This window comes from Porphyrobacter sp. AAP60 (genome assembly GCF_001296025.1).
Taxonomy (GTDB): domain Bacteria; phylum Pseudomonadota; class Alphaproteobacteria; order Sphingomonadales; family Sphingomonadaceae; genus Erythrobacter.
The window spans coordinates 437356-452464 of record NZ_LJHV01000002.1 but is presented as its reverse complement, the minus strand read 5'-3'; the positions used below and the strand labels follow the sequence as shown (position 1 = coordinate 452464).

General features: G+C 61.9%; 17 protein-coding genes. 10 read left to right on the top strand and 7 right to left on the bottom strand.

The window, feature by feature from the left end; genetic code table 11:
• Positions 1-11 precede the first annotated feature (11 nt).
• The 4 genes from IP79_RS02685 to IP79_RS02670 all read right to left on the bottom strand — a co-directional run bounded on the left by IP79_RS02685 (position 12) and on the right by IP79_RS02670 (position 2575).
• Positions 12-749: a peptidylprolyl isomerase gene (locus IP79_RS02685; RefSeq protein WP_054117684.1), complete on the bottom strand. Its 738-nt coding sequence runs from the start codon at positions 747-749 to the stop codon at positions 12-14.
• Between the two features lie 87 nt (positions 750-836).
• Complete coding sequence (gene coaD, locus IP79_RS02680) at positions 837-1349, bottom strand: pantetheine-phosphate adenylyltransferase (RefSeq protein ID WP_054117683.1); 513 nt, start codon at positions 1347-1349, stop codon at positions 837-839.
• Between the two features lie 39 nt (positions 1350-1388).
• Complete coding sequence (locus IP79_RS02675; protein ID WP_054117682.1) at positions 1389-2300, bottom strand: polyprenyl synthetase family protein; 912 nt, start codon at positions 2298-2300, stop codon at positions 1389-1391.
• A 5-nt stretch (positions 2301-2305) separates the two neighbouring features.
• On the bottom strand, positions 2306-2575 hold the full coding sequence (locus IP79_RS02670; RefSeq protein WP_082336967.1) for an exodeoxyribonuclease VII small subunit: 270 nt from the start codon (positions 2573-2575) through the stop codon (positions 2306-2308).
• Between the two features lie 83 nt (positions 2576-2658).
• Between IP79_RS02670 and IP79_RS02665 the strand changes: the two genes are divergently transcribed.
• From IP79_RS02665 to IP79_RS02650, 4 genes are read left to right on the top strand one after another with little or no spacing between them, the layout of a single operon-like run.
• On the top strand, positions 2659-3066 hold the full coding sequence (locus IP79_RS02665) for a DUF2177 family protein (protein ID WP_054117681.1): 408 nt from the start codon (positions 2659-2661) through the stop codon (positions 3064-3066).
• Between the two features lie 14 nt (positions 3067-3080).
• Positions 3081-3755: a hypothetical protein gene (locus IP79_RS02660; RefSeq protein ID WP_054117680.1), complete on the top strand. Its 675-nt coding sequence runs from the start codon at positions 3081-3083 to the stop codon at positions 3753-3755.
• Positions 3756-3785: 30 nt separating this feature from the next.
• Entirely contained in the window at positions 3786-6026 is a 2241-nt protein-coding gene (gene purL / locus IP79_RS02655; protein WP_054117679.1) for a phosphoribosylformylglycinamidine synthase subunit PurL, read from the top strand.
• A 25-nt stretch (positions 6027-6051) separates the two neighbouring features.
• Positions 6052-6459: a DUF3052 family protein gene (locus IP79_RS02650; RefSeq protein WP_054117678.1), complete on the top strand. Its 408-nt coding sequence runs from the start codon at positions 6052-6054 to the stop codon at positions 6457-6459.
• 4 nt (positions 6460-6463) lie between these two features.
• Here the strand turns inward: IP79_RS02650 and IP79_RS02645 are convergent, their stop codons facing one another.
• Entirely contained in the window at positions 6464-7255 is a 792-nt protein-coding gene (locus IP79_RS02645; RefSeq protein WP_054117677.1) for a Coq4 family protein, read from the bottom strand.
• Between the two features lie 107 nt (positions 7256-7362).
• Here IP79_RS02645 and IP79_RS02640 point away from each other — a divergent pair, with 107 nt between their 5' ends.
• Positions 7363-8049, top strand: coding sequence for a nitroreductase family protein (locus IP79_RS02640; RefSeq protein ID WP_054117995.1), 687 nt, complete (start codon positions 7363-7365; stop codon positions 8047-8049).
• Positions 8050-8054: 5 nt separating this feature from the next.
• On the opposite strand, the gene IP79_RS02635 is transcribed toward IP79_RS02640, so the two are convergent.
• Together IP79_RS02635 and serB are read right to left on the bottom strand one after the other, a co-directional pair.
• Positions 8055-8879, bottom strand: a complete 825-nt coding sequence (locus IP79_RS02635) for a Coq4 family protein (RefSeq protein ID WP_054117676.1) — start codon at positions 8877-8879, stop codon at positions 8055-8057.
• A gap of 135 nt (positions 8880-9014) precedes the next feature.
• Positions 9015-9899: a phosphoserine phosphatase SerB gene (serB, locus tag IP79_RS02630; protein ID WP_054117675.1), complete on the bottom strand. Its 885-nt coding sequence runs from the start codon at positions 9897-9899 to the stop codon at positions 9015-9017.
• Here serB and miaA point away from each other — a divergent pair.
• The 5 genes from miaA (at position 9892) to IP79_RS02605 (ending at position 15100) form a co-directional block, all read left to right on the top strand.
• Positions 9892-10848 (top strand): tRNA (adenosine(37)-N6)-dimethylallyltransferase MiaA, encoded by a 957-nt coding sequence (gene miaA, locus IP79_RS02625; RefSeq protein WP_054117674.1) that lies wholly within the window; start codon positions 9892-9894, stop codon positions 10846-10848. The genes serB and miaA overlap by 8 nt on opposite strands.
• Before the next feature lie 174 nt (positions 10849-11022).
• Positions 11023-12768, top strand: coding sequence for a biosynthetic-type acetolactate synthase large subunit (ilvB, locus tag IP79_RS02620; RefSeq protein WP_054117994.1), 1746 nt, complete (start codon positions 11023-11025; stop codon positions 12766-12768).
• Between the two features lie 26 nt (positions 12769-12794).
• Positions 12795-13310, top strand: coding sequence for an acetolactate synthase small subunit (gene ilvN, locus IP79_RS02615; RefSeq protein WP_054117673.1), 516 nt, complete (start codon positions 12795-12797; stop codon positions 13308-13310).
• Positions 13311-13348: 38 nt separating this feature from the next.
• The gene (ilvC, locus tag IP79_RS02610; RefSeq protein ID WP_054117672.1) at positions 13349-14368 is read left to right on the top strand and encodes a ketol-acid reductoisomerase; all 1020 of its coding nucleotides are present in this window, start codon (positions 13349-13351) and stop codon (positions 14366-14368) included.
• 69 nt (positions 14369-14437) lie between these two features.
• Positions 14438-15100, top strand: coding sequence for a YceI family protein (locus IP79_RS02605; protein ID WP_054117671.1), 663 nt, complete (start codon positions 14438-14440; stop codon positions 15098-15100).
• Positions 15101-15109: the final 9 nt, after the last annotated feature.

Genomic DNA, 15109 nt, shown 5'->3' with positions numbered 1-15109 from the left:
CGAAAAGCCTTTTAGTCGATCGGCGCGCTCAGCATGTCGGCCGAAATCGGCTCGTCCGCCGCCGGTGCGGGCGGCGGAGGCACCGGGCGATTGTCGCTCGCGATCGATGCTTGCACGACGTAAGTCGGCTGCTCGGGCGGTTCGCCCCGGTTGATCGCGTCCACGGCTTCCATGTTGTCGATCACCCGGCCCAGATTGGTGTATTTCTTGTCGAGGCTGAAGCGCGGGTAGAACACGATGAAGAACTGGCTGTTGGCGCTGTCTTCTTCCGAAGCGCGCGCCATCGCCAGCGTGCCGCGCACATGCGGCATGGGGTTGAATTCGGCCTTGAGATCGGGAAGTTCGCTGCCGCCCTGCCCCGTTCCGGTCGGATCGCCGCCCTGCGCCATGAAGCCTTCGATCACGCGGTGGAACACCACGCCATCGTAAAAGCCGCGCCGGGTGAGTTCCTTGATTCGCTCTACGTGGCCAGGGGCCCAGTCAGCCTGAAGCCGGATCTTGACCCGCTGGCCATTCGACAGATCAAGCACCCAGACATTTTCGGGATCGACCGCCGCATCATATTCGATCGGCGCATAGGTACGCAGGGCCGGCGCGGCCTTTTCGTCCTTGTCCTCGTCATCCTTTTCGGCGGTATCTCCGAAAGCGACAGGGGGCGTGTCATCGCGCTGCTGCTGAGCATGGGCCGCATGGGGCGCGGCGAACAGAAGCAGGGCGGCAAGGGCAGGCGAAAGCTTGGCTGTGATCATGGTTCCATCCGGATTAGGCTCGCCGTGTAGCCATGCCCGGCTGACACTTCAATGAACGATCGGCAGGCTGTGAACAGGGCGGGCGCTTCAGTAATCGCCCTTCAACCCCTGTTCGCGCACCCGCAATTCCAATTCGGCGCACACCGGCGGGCTGACGAAGCGGGCAACATCGCCGCCGTAAATGGCGATTTCCTTGACCAGTTTCGATGCAATCGGCTGGAGCGAGACATCGGCCATCAGAAAAACAGTCTCGATTTCCTCATCGAGCTGCTGGTTCATGCCTGCCATCTGATATTCGTATTCGAAATCCGCCACAGCGCGCAGGCCGCGGATGATGACATTGGCCTTCTGCTTCTGCGCGAATTTCACCAGCAGCGCATTGAATCCCACCACTTCGACATTGGTCAGACCCATGTTGGCCACTTCCCGCTCCACCATGCGGAAGCGTTCCTCGTTGGAGAACATCGGGTTTTTCGAAGGATTGGTGGTCACCCCAATGATCAGGTGATCGACCAGCTTCGATCCGCGCCGGATGATATCGGCATGGCCCAGAGTGATCGGATCAAAGGTTCCGGGATAGATCCCGATGCGGCGTGTCATGGTGTTTGTCCCTCTCCTGAAAGGATCAGCGCCGGAAGGTCAGCGATCCCGCTCGACGATGTAACGGGCCAGCGCGCGCAGCACATCGGCCTCGCTGCCATAGGAGGCGAGTCGCAATTCTGCTTGATCTACCAGCGCGCGGGCCTGTTCGCGGGCCTTTTCGGCACCCATCAGCGTCACAAAGGTCTGCTTGCCCTGCTCGTCATCCTTGCGCAGTGCCTTGCCCGCCTTTTCAACATCGCCTTCGACATCGAGGAGGTCATCGGCGATCTGGAAGGCAAGGCCGATATCGCGGGCATAGGCCCGCAAGTGCGCCCTGCCCTGCGGCGCAACCTTGCCCAGGATCGCGCCCATTTCGACGCTGGCGGCCAGCAGTGCGCCGGTTTTCAGCTGCTGCAGGCGGGTGATGGTGTGAAGGTCATAGGTCACGCCTTCCTCGTCAGCGACCATGTCCATCATCTGCCCGCCGGCCATGCCGTGCATCCCCGATGCCTTGCCCAGTGTGGCGATCAGCTCGCTGCGGGTGAAAGGATCTTCGCTGGTGCTGTCATCGGCAAGAATTTCGAATGCCAGCGCGTGCAGCGCATCGCCTGCCAGCACCGCTGTCGCCTCGTCATAGACATTGTGCAGCGTCGGCTTGCCGTGGCGCAGATCATCATTGTCCATACAGGGCAGATCATCGTGGATCAGCGAATAGACATGGATCGCCTCGATTGCGGCACCAGCCCGCAGCGCCGCATCGCGCGATACGCCGAACAGGCTGGCGGTGCTGCACACCAGCAGCGGGCGCACCCGCTTGCCGCCGCCGATTGTGGCGTATCGCATCGCTTCGACAAGCCGCGCGCTGGTATCATCCGGCACCGGCAACAGCGCATCGAACAACGAATCAATATCGGCCTGAACGCTTTTGATCGCGTCGCCGAGCAGACTACCCCCCGTTTGCACCAGCATCACCCTCAGCTTTCCGCGTCGAAGCTTTGCGTGCCTGACGCACGGCCATCAGCGCCGGTGACGATCTTTTCGATCCGCGCCTGCGCCGCATCGAGCCGTTTCTGGCACGCAGCTCGCAAAGCCTCGCCGCGTTCATACAGGCTGATCGACTGATCAAGCGGCACGTCGCCGCGCTCCAACTGCTGCACGATCTGTTCGAGCGCGGCCAGCGCCTGCTCGAAACTCATCTGTGAAATCTCCTGCCCTGCGGCAGTGGTTGCTGTACCCTCGTCCATTCATGGAGCATTGACGGCGCGGGCGGGCGCGGTCAAGGCTGGCAAACACGGGCGGGATCACGAAAGACAGGGAAAGTCAGCATATGTTGAAGTGGATCATCGCCTATGGCGTGGCGGCGGTCGCCTTTGGCGCACTGGACGCCGTGTGGCTGCGCTGGGCTTCGGTCAATCTTTACAAGCCGGTGATCGGCGAGATCATGGCCAAGAATTTCAATGTCGGCGCGGCCGCAGCGTTCTACTTTATCTACATTGCGGGCATGACCTGGTTCGCGATCAAACCCGGCATTGAAAGCGGCACGGTGCAAGCCGCCTTGCTCAACGGCATCCTGCTGGGCGGGTTGTGCTACGCCACCTTCGATCTGACTTCGCAGGCGGTGTTCAAGGTGTGGGCGACGCATATCAGCGTGCTCGACATCCTGTGGGGCGCTTTTGCCACCGGTATGGCCAGCGCGATTGCCACCTGGGTTGTGCTGCGTTTCGTCCCGGCCTGACAGGCAGGCACCCCATGTTCATCGGCCATTTCGCTCCTGCTTTCATTGCTGCTGCGGTCAGCCCGCAAAGCCCGCGGCTGGGCACGGTGTTTGTGGCCGCACAGCTGGTCGACTGGGGCTTCTTCGCTCTCGCTCTGCTCGGGGTGGAGCGGCTGCGGGTCGATCCTGCGGCAAGCGTCATGGTGCCGCTTGATCTTTATCATATGCCATACACGCACAGCCTGATCGGCACGGCGATCTGGGCAGCGGCTTTTTTCGGGGTGGTGGCCATTCGTGACCGCAACCTGTTTGCAGGGATGCTGGCGGGCGCGGTGGTGATATCGCACTGGTTGCTCGATCTGATCGTCCACGTGCCTGATCTGACGATTGACGGCACCCCGCCAAAACTCGGCCTCGGGCTGTGGAATTACCCCTGGGCGGCGATCCCGCTGGAACTGGGAATCACCTTGGGCGCTTTCGCGTTTTATCTGCACCGCACCCGCGGGCCGGTGGGCCCACCTGCCGTACTGCTTGGGGTGTTATTGCTGCTGCAAATGATCAATTGGTTCGGCCCGCATCCCGATAGCGCCGGTGCATTTCTTTATATCCAGGCGCTGGTTGCCTTCGCCGTGCTGACGGCACTGGCAGCGTGGGTGGGGAAGAATCGCTGGTTCAAGAAACGCGGCGGCTTGGCCTTGTCGATCCAGTGATCTAGGGGGCCGGTCAAGGAGCTTGCCCTGATGACCACAATCACCCCCGAAATCGTCGAACAGCACGGCCTTTCCGCCGAGGAATACCAGCGCGTCCTCTCCGCATTGGGCCGCGAGCCAAACCTTGTTGAGCTCGGCATTTTCTCGGTCATGTGGTCAGAGCATTGCAGCTACAAATCCTCGCGTCTGCACCTGAAAAAGCTGCCGACCGAGGCGCCGTGGGTGATTTGCGGCCCGGGCGAGAACGCCGGCGTGATCGACATTGGCGATGGTCAGGCGGCGATCTTCAAGATGGAGAGCCACAACCACCCCAGCTATATCGAGCCCTATCAGGGCGCAGCGACAGGTGTGGGCGGCATTTTGCGCGATGTCTTCACCATGGGCGCGCGCCCGATCGCCAATGCCAATGCGCTGCGGTTCGGCCGGCCCGACCATCCGAAGATGAAGCATCTGGTGCAAGGTGTGGTCGCGGGTATCGGCGGCTATGGCAACTGCGTCGGCGTGCCGACCGTGGCGGGGGAGACCAATTTCCATCCGGCCTATGATGGCAATATCCTCGTCAATGCTATGACGGTTGGCGTGGCTGATGCCGACAAGATTTTCTATTCAGCTGCCACCGGCCTCGGCAATCCGATCGTCTATGTCGGCAGCAAGACCGGGCGCGACGGGATTCACGGCGCGACCATGGCTTCGGCCGATTTTGGCGATGATGCCGAAGCCAAGCGCCCGACGGTGCAGGTGGGCGATCCTTTCACCGAAAAACTGCTGATCGAAGCCTGCCTGGAACTGATGGCGACCGATGCGATTGTCGCGATCCAAGATATGGGCGCAGCCGGCCTCACCTCCTCCAGCGTCGAAATGGCGACCAACGGCAAGGCTGGCATCCGACTCGATATGAACAAGGTGCCTTGCCGCGAAACCGGCATGACGCCTTATGAGATGATGCTTTCGGAAAGCCAGGAGCGGATGCTGATGGTGCTGAAGCCCGGCAAGGAAGCCATGGCCGAGGCGATTTTCCGCAAGTGGGAGCTGGATTTCGCGGTGATCGGCGAAGTCACCGATACCGGCCACATGGTGCTGGAATTCAACGGCGAGATCGTGTGCGACATTCCCTTGGGACCGCTGGCTGCCGATGCGCCGCTGTATGACCGCCCCTATCTCTCCAAGGATGAATACAAGGTCTGGGCCGGTGTGAAACCACTCGCCGAAGTGCCAGCGAGCGACGATATCGCGGCTGACCTGCTGACCATGATGGCCTCACCCGACCTCGCTTCGCGCCGCTGGATTGCGCAGCAGTACGATTCGCAGGTCGGTGCCGATACGCTCCAGACCGGCGGCGATGCTGGTGTGGTGCGGGTGCATGGAACAGGCAAGGCGCTGGCCATCACCACCGACTGCACCCCGCGCTATGTCTTTGCCGACCCTTACGAGGGCGGCAAGCAGGCCATCGCGGAGGCCTATCGCAACCTGTGCGCCGTGGGCGCGCGCCCGCTGGCGGTGACCAACTGCCTCAACTTCGCCAACCCGCAGCGGCCCGAGATCATGGCGCAGATCGTCCATGCGCTGGAAGGCATGGGCGATGCCTGCCGGGCGCTCGATTTCCCGATCGTTTCGGGCAACGTCAGCCTCTACAACGAAAGCAAGGCGACTGGCGGCGGATCGGCCATCCTGCCAACACCGGCAATTGGCGGCGTCGGTATCATCACCGATCTGTCGAAGATGATGACGATGCATTTCAAGCAGGCGGGCGATGCGATCTACCTCGTCGGGCCGGAGTTCTGGGCCAAGCCCGATCCCACCCGCTCGCATCTCGGCCAGTCCCTGTGGCTGCGCGTGGTCAAGGGCATGGAGGCCGGACGCACTCCGCCGACCGACCTCACTGTCGAGCGCACTGCGGGCGAGATCATCCACGAATTGATCGCTGACGGGCTGGTGAATGCCGTCCACGATCTGTCGGATGGCGGCCTGGCCGTCGCGCTGGCGGAAATGGCGCTGGCGGGCGATCTGGGCGCGGATGCCGACCTGGCGGGCAACCCCGATTACACGCCCGCCCAATGGTGGTTTGGCGAGGATCAGGGGCGCTATCTGATTACTGTGCCCGATGTGGCGGCGCTCAATCAGGCACTCGCGAAGGGCACCCGTGACGAGGACACCGCACAGATCGGCTTCCAGCGCATCGGCACTGTCGGCGGAGACAGCGTGCTCGGCGTGCCGTTGGCTGAACTGCGCGCTGCCAATCAGCGGTTCTTCGACGAATGGATGGAAGCCTGATCGTCCGGCATTCAGGAGCAAGGCGATGACCTCAGGCCATTCCGGCACCCCGCTGGTCAAGAAACTGACCCTGCGCGACGGAATGCGGGTGTGGTTCGATGCCATGCCGGAAAACGTCATCGACGAGATCGACGAATATGCGCTGGAATTGCGGTTCGTTGCCGAGCCGGGGAGAGGGATCGATGCGGCGCATATCTTCGTGACCGAGCGCAAGGCGCTGGAAGATCATCTCGCCGCGTTGCGAAATCAGATCGCGCTGGATGGCCAAATCTGGGTCAGCTGGCCGAAACCGGGCTCCAGCGAGCCGAACGAAATAACCGAAGACATCATCCGCGAAGTGGGCCTGCCGCTGGGTCTGGTCGATACCAAGACCTGCGATATCGATGATGTCTGGTCGGGCCTGAAGCTTGTAATCCGCAAGGAATTGCGCTGATCGATCAGGCCGCTTGCGCGCCGCCCAGGGTCAGCGCCTCGCGTGCGGTGCCTTCGTTTTCGAGGATCGACAGGCAATGGCGATAAATCTCGGGCTGACCGATATTCAGCCGCGCGCGCGCTGCATCGATGTCCTCGCGCATCAGCGCGGCGATATCCTGATGCGAGATTTTGCCCGCGGCCTTGCCCAGCCTGCGGCCTTCCTTGATCGCTGCAAAGACCGGCGCCTTGGTGCCGCTGACCTTCCTGATCTGGCGCGCACCGGCATAGGCGATGAACAGGATGCCGGTGTTGTGGTTCTGTTCGTAGGAAAAGCCCAGCAGGCTCACTTCGCCCAGCGCATCGCGGCCATAGCCGGTGAGCACGTGGAACAGATCATGCGTATCGCGCAGACGTTCGAAATACCATTCGGTCAGATCCTGCGGGCGGGCATCGGCGGGCAGCCACTTGTGACTTTCAGCGACCAGCCCCGCAGCGGACAATCCTTCGCGTTTCATGAAAGCGATGTAATGCGCTGCAACCGTGTTCGGTCCGCAATCGGCCCAGTGGGCGTGATCATCCAGCATCGCCGGAATGTCGGTTTCTTCGGCAACGAAGCGTTGACCAAGCGGCGAGCGGATAAAGTCCCATGCCTGACGGTGGCTGCGCCTGCCCTTGGTCGCTTCGATGATGTGGAATACCTGTTCGGTGTCTTCCTTGTCTTCGATCAGCTTGCCGAAGTGGCGCAGCACCTTGAGCGGACGAAAGCCGGAAACCTTGCGTTCCGGGGCAACCAGCGGAAGATCAAGCAGTGCCATTGTGTAACGTCCTCGGCGTGATTCGCGAATTGGGTTCACATGGCACTACTTACATTAATGTCAGTTAAATGTCGATTCCTGCCACGATCAAGGTCAAACCCGGTCCGATGAACAGCCCCGATGCCCTGCCCTATACGCTTCCCTTGTTGTCCGATGCAGAGGCGATCACGCGCGCTCAAAATTTTTCGGAACACCTGAAGCAGCGGCGTACCTGCCGGGATTTCTCCGCCGATCCGGTGCCGCGCGAAGTGATCGAGGCCGCAATTATGGCAGCAGGAAGCGCACCGAGCGGTGCCAATCACCAGCCTTGGCATTTTGCCGTCATCGAAACGCCGGAAACCAAGCGCGCCATCCGCGAAGCAGCCGAGGCCGAAGAACGCCGCTTCTACGGTACGGCAGGCGATGCACCGAAGGCTGGTGCAGAATGGCTCGCCGCGCTGGCCGATCTGGGAACCCATGCCGACAAGCCTTTCCTCGAAACCGCGCCCTACCTCATTGTCGTCTTCGCCCAGCGCAAGGGCGGGATCGACGAAGATGGCGAAACGCAGAATTACTACGTCAACGAAAGCGTCGGAATCGCTTGCGGGATGTTGCTGGCGACCTTGCACGTCGCGGGATTGGCGACCCTCACCCACACCCCTTCGCCGATGGGCTTCCTGCGCAAGGTCTGCGGCAGGCCCGAATGGGAAAAGCCGGTGATGATCATCGTGGTGGGCCGGCCCTCGCTGCAAGCTACCGTGCCGGCCCATGCCATGCGCAAAAAGCCGCTGACCCAGATCGCCAGCTGGCTTTAGCGCGATCAGGCGGCGAGCAGCTCGCGCTCTGTTGGCTCACCGGATAGCAGGTTGTAGGGATCGATCCCCTCTGCCCGCCAGATGCGGTGGCATTCACGGTATTGGGTCGGCTGGGCAATGCGCAGCTCGGCGCGCACTTCGTCAAGCGGGCGGGCAAGCAGTTCGCGGATCGGCTGCGCCATCAGCGAAGGCGCGCCCTTGCCGGTGCGGTGCGCCTGACGCACGGCGCCAAACACGGGTGCGGCGCTGCCCTTCACCATCTTCTTGATATTGGCCGCCCCGGCATAACCGATCAGCAGGTGGCCTTGACTGGGGGACTGGCCGTGCGTGAACAGCAGCACGCATTGTTCGCCCAGCGCATCGCGGCCATAACCGGTAACGATGTGGAACAGATCATGCGTGTCGCGCGAACGGTTGATGAACCATTCGACCAGATCGGGATATTTCGGGCGGCCAAGCCGCTCGGCCTCGGCCACCAGACCAGCGGCTGACAGCCCTTCGGTCTCCATGAAATCGCAGTAAGCGTGCGCGAGACTGCCCTTGGGCGTGCGGCGCAGAGCGGCGTGATCATCGAGGATTTCGGGCAGGCTTGGCTCGGTCGCGCGCAACATTTCGCCGCGTTCCGAGAGGGAAAGGTTGCGCACCCGCTCCATGAAGCTGCCCGAAGGTAGCGATTCGAAAATCTTGAAGACGAGGCTGGTGTCTTCCTTGTCCTTGATCAGCGCTTGAAAATTGCGCACGGCGCGGATCGGACGATAGCGCGGCTCTGGCCTCTCGGGGTGACGCAGCACGGTGCCGTCTGCGGCGAACATCTGGCTGTAATCGGTCATCCTTGGTCAATCCCTGATGCGGTCTCAATGGTGAAGCGCAGGCACCTGATGCCACGGCTTGCTTACATTAGTGTAAATAACCGATTCGGGTTCCGAAAGAAAACTCTTTTTGAAATAAGCTTGCGGATTTCGCAATCAGGCGGTGCGCCATTCGCTACGGGGGATGCCAAGCAAACGGAGGACCGCAGTCAAATCTTCGCTGTCGACCCGACCGTTCGCGGCCGCACGGGCCTTGGGTTTGGCGCGGTACGCAAAGCCATAGGTAGCAGCCTCGATCATCGGGATATCGTTCGCCCCGTCACCGGTCGCAAGGCTATGGGCACCCTCGCCCAGCCCCGTCAGTTCCTCGCGCAGCACGGCTGCTTTGACCGCGCTGTCGGTGATCGGGCCGATCAGGCCGCCCGTCAGCCTGACGCCTTCAACCGCAAGCCGGTTGCCGACAACCCGGTGGAACCCAAGCATTTCGGCCACCGGATCGGCGAAGTGGTGAAAACCGCCCGTCACCAGCACTGTGCGTGTGCCAAGCGCCGCCAAAGTCGCAACCAGCGTCTTTGCACCCGGCGTTGCGGTGATCCGGTCAGCCAGGCAGGCGTGGATTGCGCTTTCCTCAAGGCCTTCAAGCAGCGCGACACGTTCACGCAAGGCAGATTCGAAGTCGAGCTCGCCCTGCATCGCGCGTTCGGTAATCGCGGCGATCTGCGGCTTGAGCCCCGCGTAATCGGCCAATTCATCGATACATTCCTGTCCGATCATGGTCGAATCCATGTCGGATACAAACAGGGCGGGAACTGCAAAGTCACCCTTGCTCACCAGCATATCCGTATCGGGGAACGCAGCGTCGATCGCGTCCAGCACGGTGGCCTGATCGTCCGAAGCAAGCCGCAGCTCCATCACGCCCACATTGTCGGCAGGCAGGGCGACCGCTGAAAGCAGCGTGCCCGATCCGCCCAATGCAGCAGTCAACGCATCGAGACGCGTTTCACATTCACTCGTCTCTGCTATCAGCCGCGCAATGAGCATGCATTTTTCTCCATCAGCACCGGTCGCGCTCATTGCAGGGCCGACGGCCAGCGGCAAGAGCGCGATTGCCGTGGCACTGGCCCATCGGCTTGGCGCAGCCGGACGGCGCGGCGTGATTATCAATGCCGATAGCGCGCAGGTCTACGCCGATCTGCGCGTCCTTTCTGCGCGGCCTTCAGACAAGGAAATGGCAGGCGTGGAACACCGCCTGTTCGGCGCGTGGGACGGGTCAGAGGCCTGCTCTGCCGCAGGTTGGGCCGCGCGTGCCAAGGCCGAGATTGCCGACTGCCATGCCGCGGGGGCTGTGCCGATCCTGGTCGGCGGAACAGGGCTTTATCTCAAGGTGCTGCTCGAAGGGATTGCGCCGATCCCGCAAATTGATCCGGCGGTGCGCACACTGGTGCGCAGCCTGCCCGAAGATGCCGCTTACAAGCTGCTCACCCTCGAAGACCCGTTGCGGGCCAGCGAACTTGATCCCGCCGATCGCCAACGCATTGCGCGGGCGCTGGAGGTCAAACGTTCGACCGGCGTGACCCTGGCAGAATGGCAGGTGGCCAAGGCAGGCGGAATTGCCGAGGAAATCGATCTGCACCCGCTGATCCTGTTGCCGGATCGTGCATGGCTTTATGGTCGCTGCGACCGGCGCTTCGAGGCGATGTTGCAGGCCGGCGCGATCGAGGAGGTCAAGGCGTTGCTGGCGCGCGATCTTGATCCCGACTTGCCGGTGATGCGCGCCATCGGGGTGCCCGAAATCGCTGCGTTCCTGTCTGGCGACCTCTCACGCGAAGAGATGATTGCCGGGGGACAGCAGGCCACGCGCAATTACGCCAAGCGGCAATTCACCTGGTTCCGCCGCCAGCCACCCGAGGGTTGGCTTCGTGTTTCCATGACCGATGAATCCGAAAATATCGACATTGACGGCTATTTTGCATCATTATTACGTGATTAGGGGTTGACCCATCAGATTATAACATTTAGCGGCACAATCACTCGGTCCGATGCAATCCCCCCTGCATCGGGCCGGTTTTGTTGTTAAGGCCCCCGCAAACCAACAGGATTGGAATTTCCCGTGCCCGGTCAGCCGGATCCCGCCGCAGCGCAGACTGCCCCCGCAACCGCCGCCATGAGCGGTGCGGCGATCCTTGTGCAGTGCCTGATCGAACAGGGCGTGGAGTTCGTGTTCGGCTATCCCGGCGGCGCGGTTTTGCCGATCTATGACGAATTTTTCGGGGATGAACGCATCCGCCACATCCTCGTCCGCCACGAAGCAGGCGCGGCCCATGCGGCGGAAGGCTACGCCCGCGCCACAGGCAAACCCGGCGTGGTGCTGGTTACATCCGGCCCCGGCGCGACCAATGCGGTCACCGGTATTGCAGACGCATGGATGGATTCGATCCCGCTGGTCGTCATCACCGGACAGGTGCCCACCGCGCTGATCGGCACTGATGCGTTTCAGGAAGCTGACACCGTCGGCATCACGCGCCACTGCACCAAGCACAATTATCTGGTCAAAGACCCGGCTGATCTGGCCGCGACGATCAAGGAAGCCTTTCTGATCGCCACCACCGGCAGGCCCGGCCCGGTCGTTGTCGACATCCCCAAGAACGTGCAGATCGCCGTGCCTTCGGAACGCCGCGCGCTGACGCGGGCGGGCGCGCATCGTTACGCGCCGCAGACAGTCGCCCCGCCTGAACAGATTGTCGAAGCGGTCGAAATGATCGCGAACGCGAAAGCGCCGATTTTCTACACTGGCGGCGGCGTGATCAATTCAGGGCCTGAGGCGAGCCGCCTGCTGCGTCAGTTGCAGGACATCACCGGCGCGCCCGTCACCTCGACCCTGATGGGGCTTGGCGCCTTCCCGTCGCAGCACCCCGATTGGCTGGGGATGCTGGGGATGCACGGCACTTACGAAGCCAATATGGCGATGAACAAGTGCGATGTGATGGTGTGCATCGGGGCGCGGTTTGATGACCGCGTGACCGGCAGGCTCGACGCATTCTCGCCCGATTCCAAGAAAATCCACATCGATATCGATCGGTCTTCGATCAACAAGACCGTGCCGGTCGACATGGGCATTGTCGGCGATTGCGGCACGGTGCTGGCGCAGATGATCGAGGCTTGGGGAACGCGGCAGGCGCGCAATCTGGGCGAATGGAAGGCACGCATTGCTGGTTGGCGGGCGCGCGAATGCCTCGCTTATCCCGAACGTTCGACCAAGAACCCGAACATGATCATGCCGCAAAGGGCTGTCGAGCGGCTCTATGCCCTCACCCACCGGCGCAGCCCAATCATCACCACCGAAGTCGGCCAGCATCAGATGTGGGCGGCGCAGTATTTCGGGTTTGAAGACCCGAACAAGTGGCTCACCTCGGGCGGACTCGGCACGATGGGTTATGGCCTGCCCGCCGCGATCGGCGCGCAATTGGGCCACCCGGACGCGCTGGTGATCGACATCGCGGGCGAAGCCAGCATCCAGATGAACATTCAGGAACTCGGCACCGCTTCGCAGTACCGCCTGCCGGTCAAGGTGTTCATCCTCAACAACGAATATATGGGTATGGTCCGCCAGTGGCAGGAACTGACCTATGAAAGCCGCTATTCGAACTCCTATTCCGATAGCCTGCCAGATTTCGTGAAGCTGGCCGAAGCTTACGGCTGGAAGGGCATTCGTATCACCGAGGAACGCGATCTGGATGATGGCATCATGCGGATGCTCGATCATCCCGGCCCGGTGATCGTCGATTGCATGGTCGCGCAGGACGCCAATTGCCTGCCGATGATCCCGTCCGGAGCGGCGCACACCGACATGATGCTGTATGGCGACAAGGTCGACGGGACTATGGACGACGAGGCCAAGGCGCTGGTGTAAGCCGCCGCTTTACGGGAAACCATGCAATGAAAATCACCGAAGCAGCCTCAGAGCGCCATGTGCTCGCCGTGATGGTCGATAACGAGCCGGGCATCCTTGCCAAGATCACCGGCCTGTTCACCGCGCGCGGCTATAACATCGACAGCCTGACCGTGGCCGACATTACCGAAGATCACGCGGTCAGCCGCATCACCATTGTTACCAACGGCCCGCCACAGGTGATCGACCAGATCGAGGCGCAGCTGGAACGGCTGGTGCCGGTGCACAAGGTCACCGATCTCACCACCGCCGGCCCCCATGTCGAGCGCGAGCTGGCGCTGATCAAGGTCACGGGCACGGGCGAAAAGCGCGTCGAGGCGCTGCGGCTGGCGGACATTTTCCGCGCCCGCCCGGTCGATACCACCACCGAAAGCTTCATCTTCGAAATCACCGGCCCGCCTGAGAAAGTCGACAGCTTCATCGCATTGATGCGCGAATTGGGGCTGGTCGAAGTCGGCCGCACCGGCGTGGTCGGGATGCTGCGCGGGCCGCAGGGCGCCTGAACAGTTTCAACAAATACAATGTGCAAGAGAGAACACTGATGAAAGTCTATTACGACGCCGACGCCGATCTCAACCTGATCAAGCCCAAGAAGGTCGCGATTGTCGGCTATGGTTCGCAGGGCCACGCCCATGCGCAGAACCTGCGTGACAGCGGTGTCGCCGAAGTCGCCATCGCCCTGCGCGAAGGTTCAGCGACCGCCAAGAAGGTCGAGGCCGCCGGGTTCAAGGTGCTCTCCAACACCGAAGCCGCCAAGTGGGCTGACCTGATCATGATCCTTGCGCCCGATGAACATCAGGCCGCGATCTGGGAAAACGACATCAAGGGCCACATGAAGCCGGGCAGCGCGCTTGCCTTCGCCCACGGCCTCAACGTCCACTTTGGCCTGATCGAGCCGCCCGCCGATATCGATGTCATCATGATCGCGCCCAAGGGCCCCGGCCACACCGTGCGCAGCGAATATGTGAAGGGCGGCGGCGTGCCCTGCCTGATCGCGATCCATCAGGACGCCAGCGGCGCGGCGCATGACGTGGCCCTCGCCTATGCCAGCGCCGTCGGCGGCGGACGTTCGGGCATCATCGAAACCAACTTTCGCGAGGAATGCGAAACCGATCTGTTCGGCGAACAGGCCGTGCTGTGCGGCGGGATCACCCACCTGATCCAGGCCGGTTTCGAAACACTGGTCGAGGCCGGTTACGCCCCCGAAATGGCCTATTTCGAATGCCTCCACGAAACCAAGCTGATCGTCGATCTGCTGTATGAAGGCGGCATCGCCAACATGCGCTATTCGATCAGCAACACTGCGGAATATGGCGACATTACCACCGGCCCGCGCATCATCACGGCAGAAACCAAGGCCGAAATGAAGCGGGTGCTCGATGACATCCAGTCGGGCCGCTTCGTGAAGAACTTCGTGCTCGATAACCGCGCAGGGCAGCCCGAACTCAAGGCCGCGCGCAAGCGGGCTGAGGCCCATCCGATCGAGCAGACCGGTGCCGCCCTGCGCGCCATGATGCCGTGGATCGCCGCCAACAAGCTCGTCGACAAGGCGAAGAACTGACACGGCAGGCCGAGGAACCTTTGCGGCGCATCGGGGGTTGCTTATCCTGAACAACAGGAGGCTCCCCCGATGAACCGTCTTACCTTCCTCGCCGCTGCTGCGGCAACCGTCACGGCCGTAACCGGCGGCATCGCTGCTGCCCCCGCGATCTTCGCGCAAGAAGCGCCGCAGATGCCCGGCATTCAGGATGCTTCGCGCGTTACCGCTGGCACATACGCACTCGATGCGGGCCACACGCTGGTGAAGTGGAATGTCAGCCACTTCGGCTTCAACGACTATTTCGGCCTGTTCGGCAATATCACCGGCACCATCACGATGGACCCGGCCAATATCGAAGCCGCCACTTTCGAAATCATGATCCCCGTGGCCGAAGTCACTGTGGCCAGTGACGGCCTGAAGAACCACCTGCTGCGCGGTGGCAAGGATGGCGCCGAGCCGGATTTCTTCGGGCCTGAGCCTGGCATGGCCAAGTTCACCTCGACCAGCGTGACAAAAACCGGCGCGACCAGTGCCAACGTGCTGGGTGATCTGACTCTCAACGGCAAGACCGGCCCGGTCATGATGGCGGTGGACTTTGTGGGCGCCGGGGCCAACCCGATGAACAAGAAGGAAACCGTCGGCTTCCACGCCCGCGCTATGATGGACCGCACCCAGTGGGGCATCAATTACGGCGTGCCGATGGTAAGTAAGGATGTGGAGCTGACCATCAGCGCCGCGTTCGAAAAGCAGTAATCACCCTCT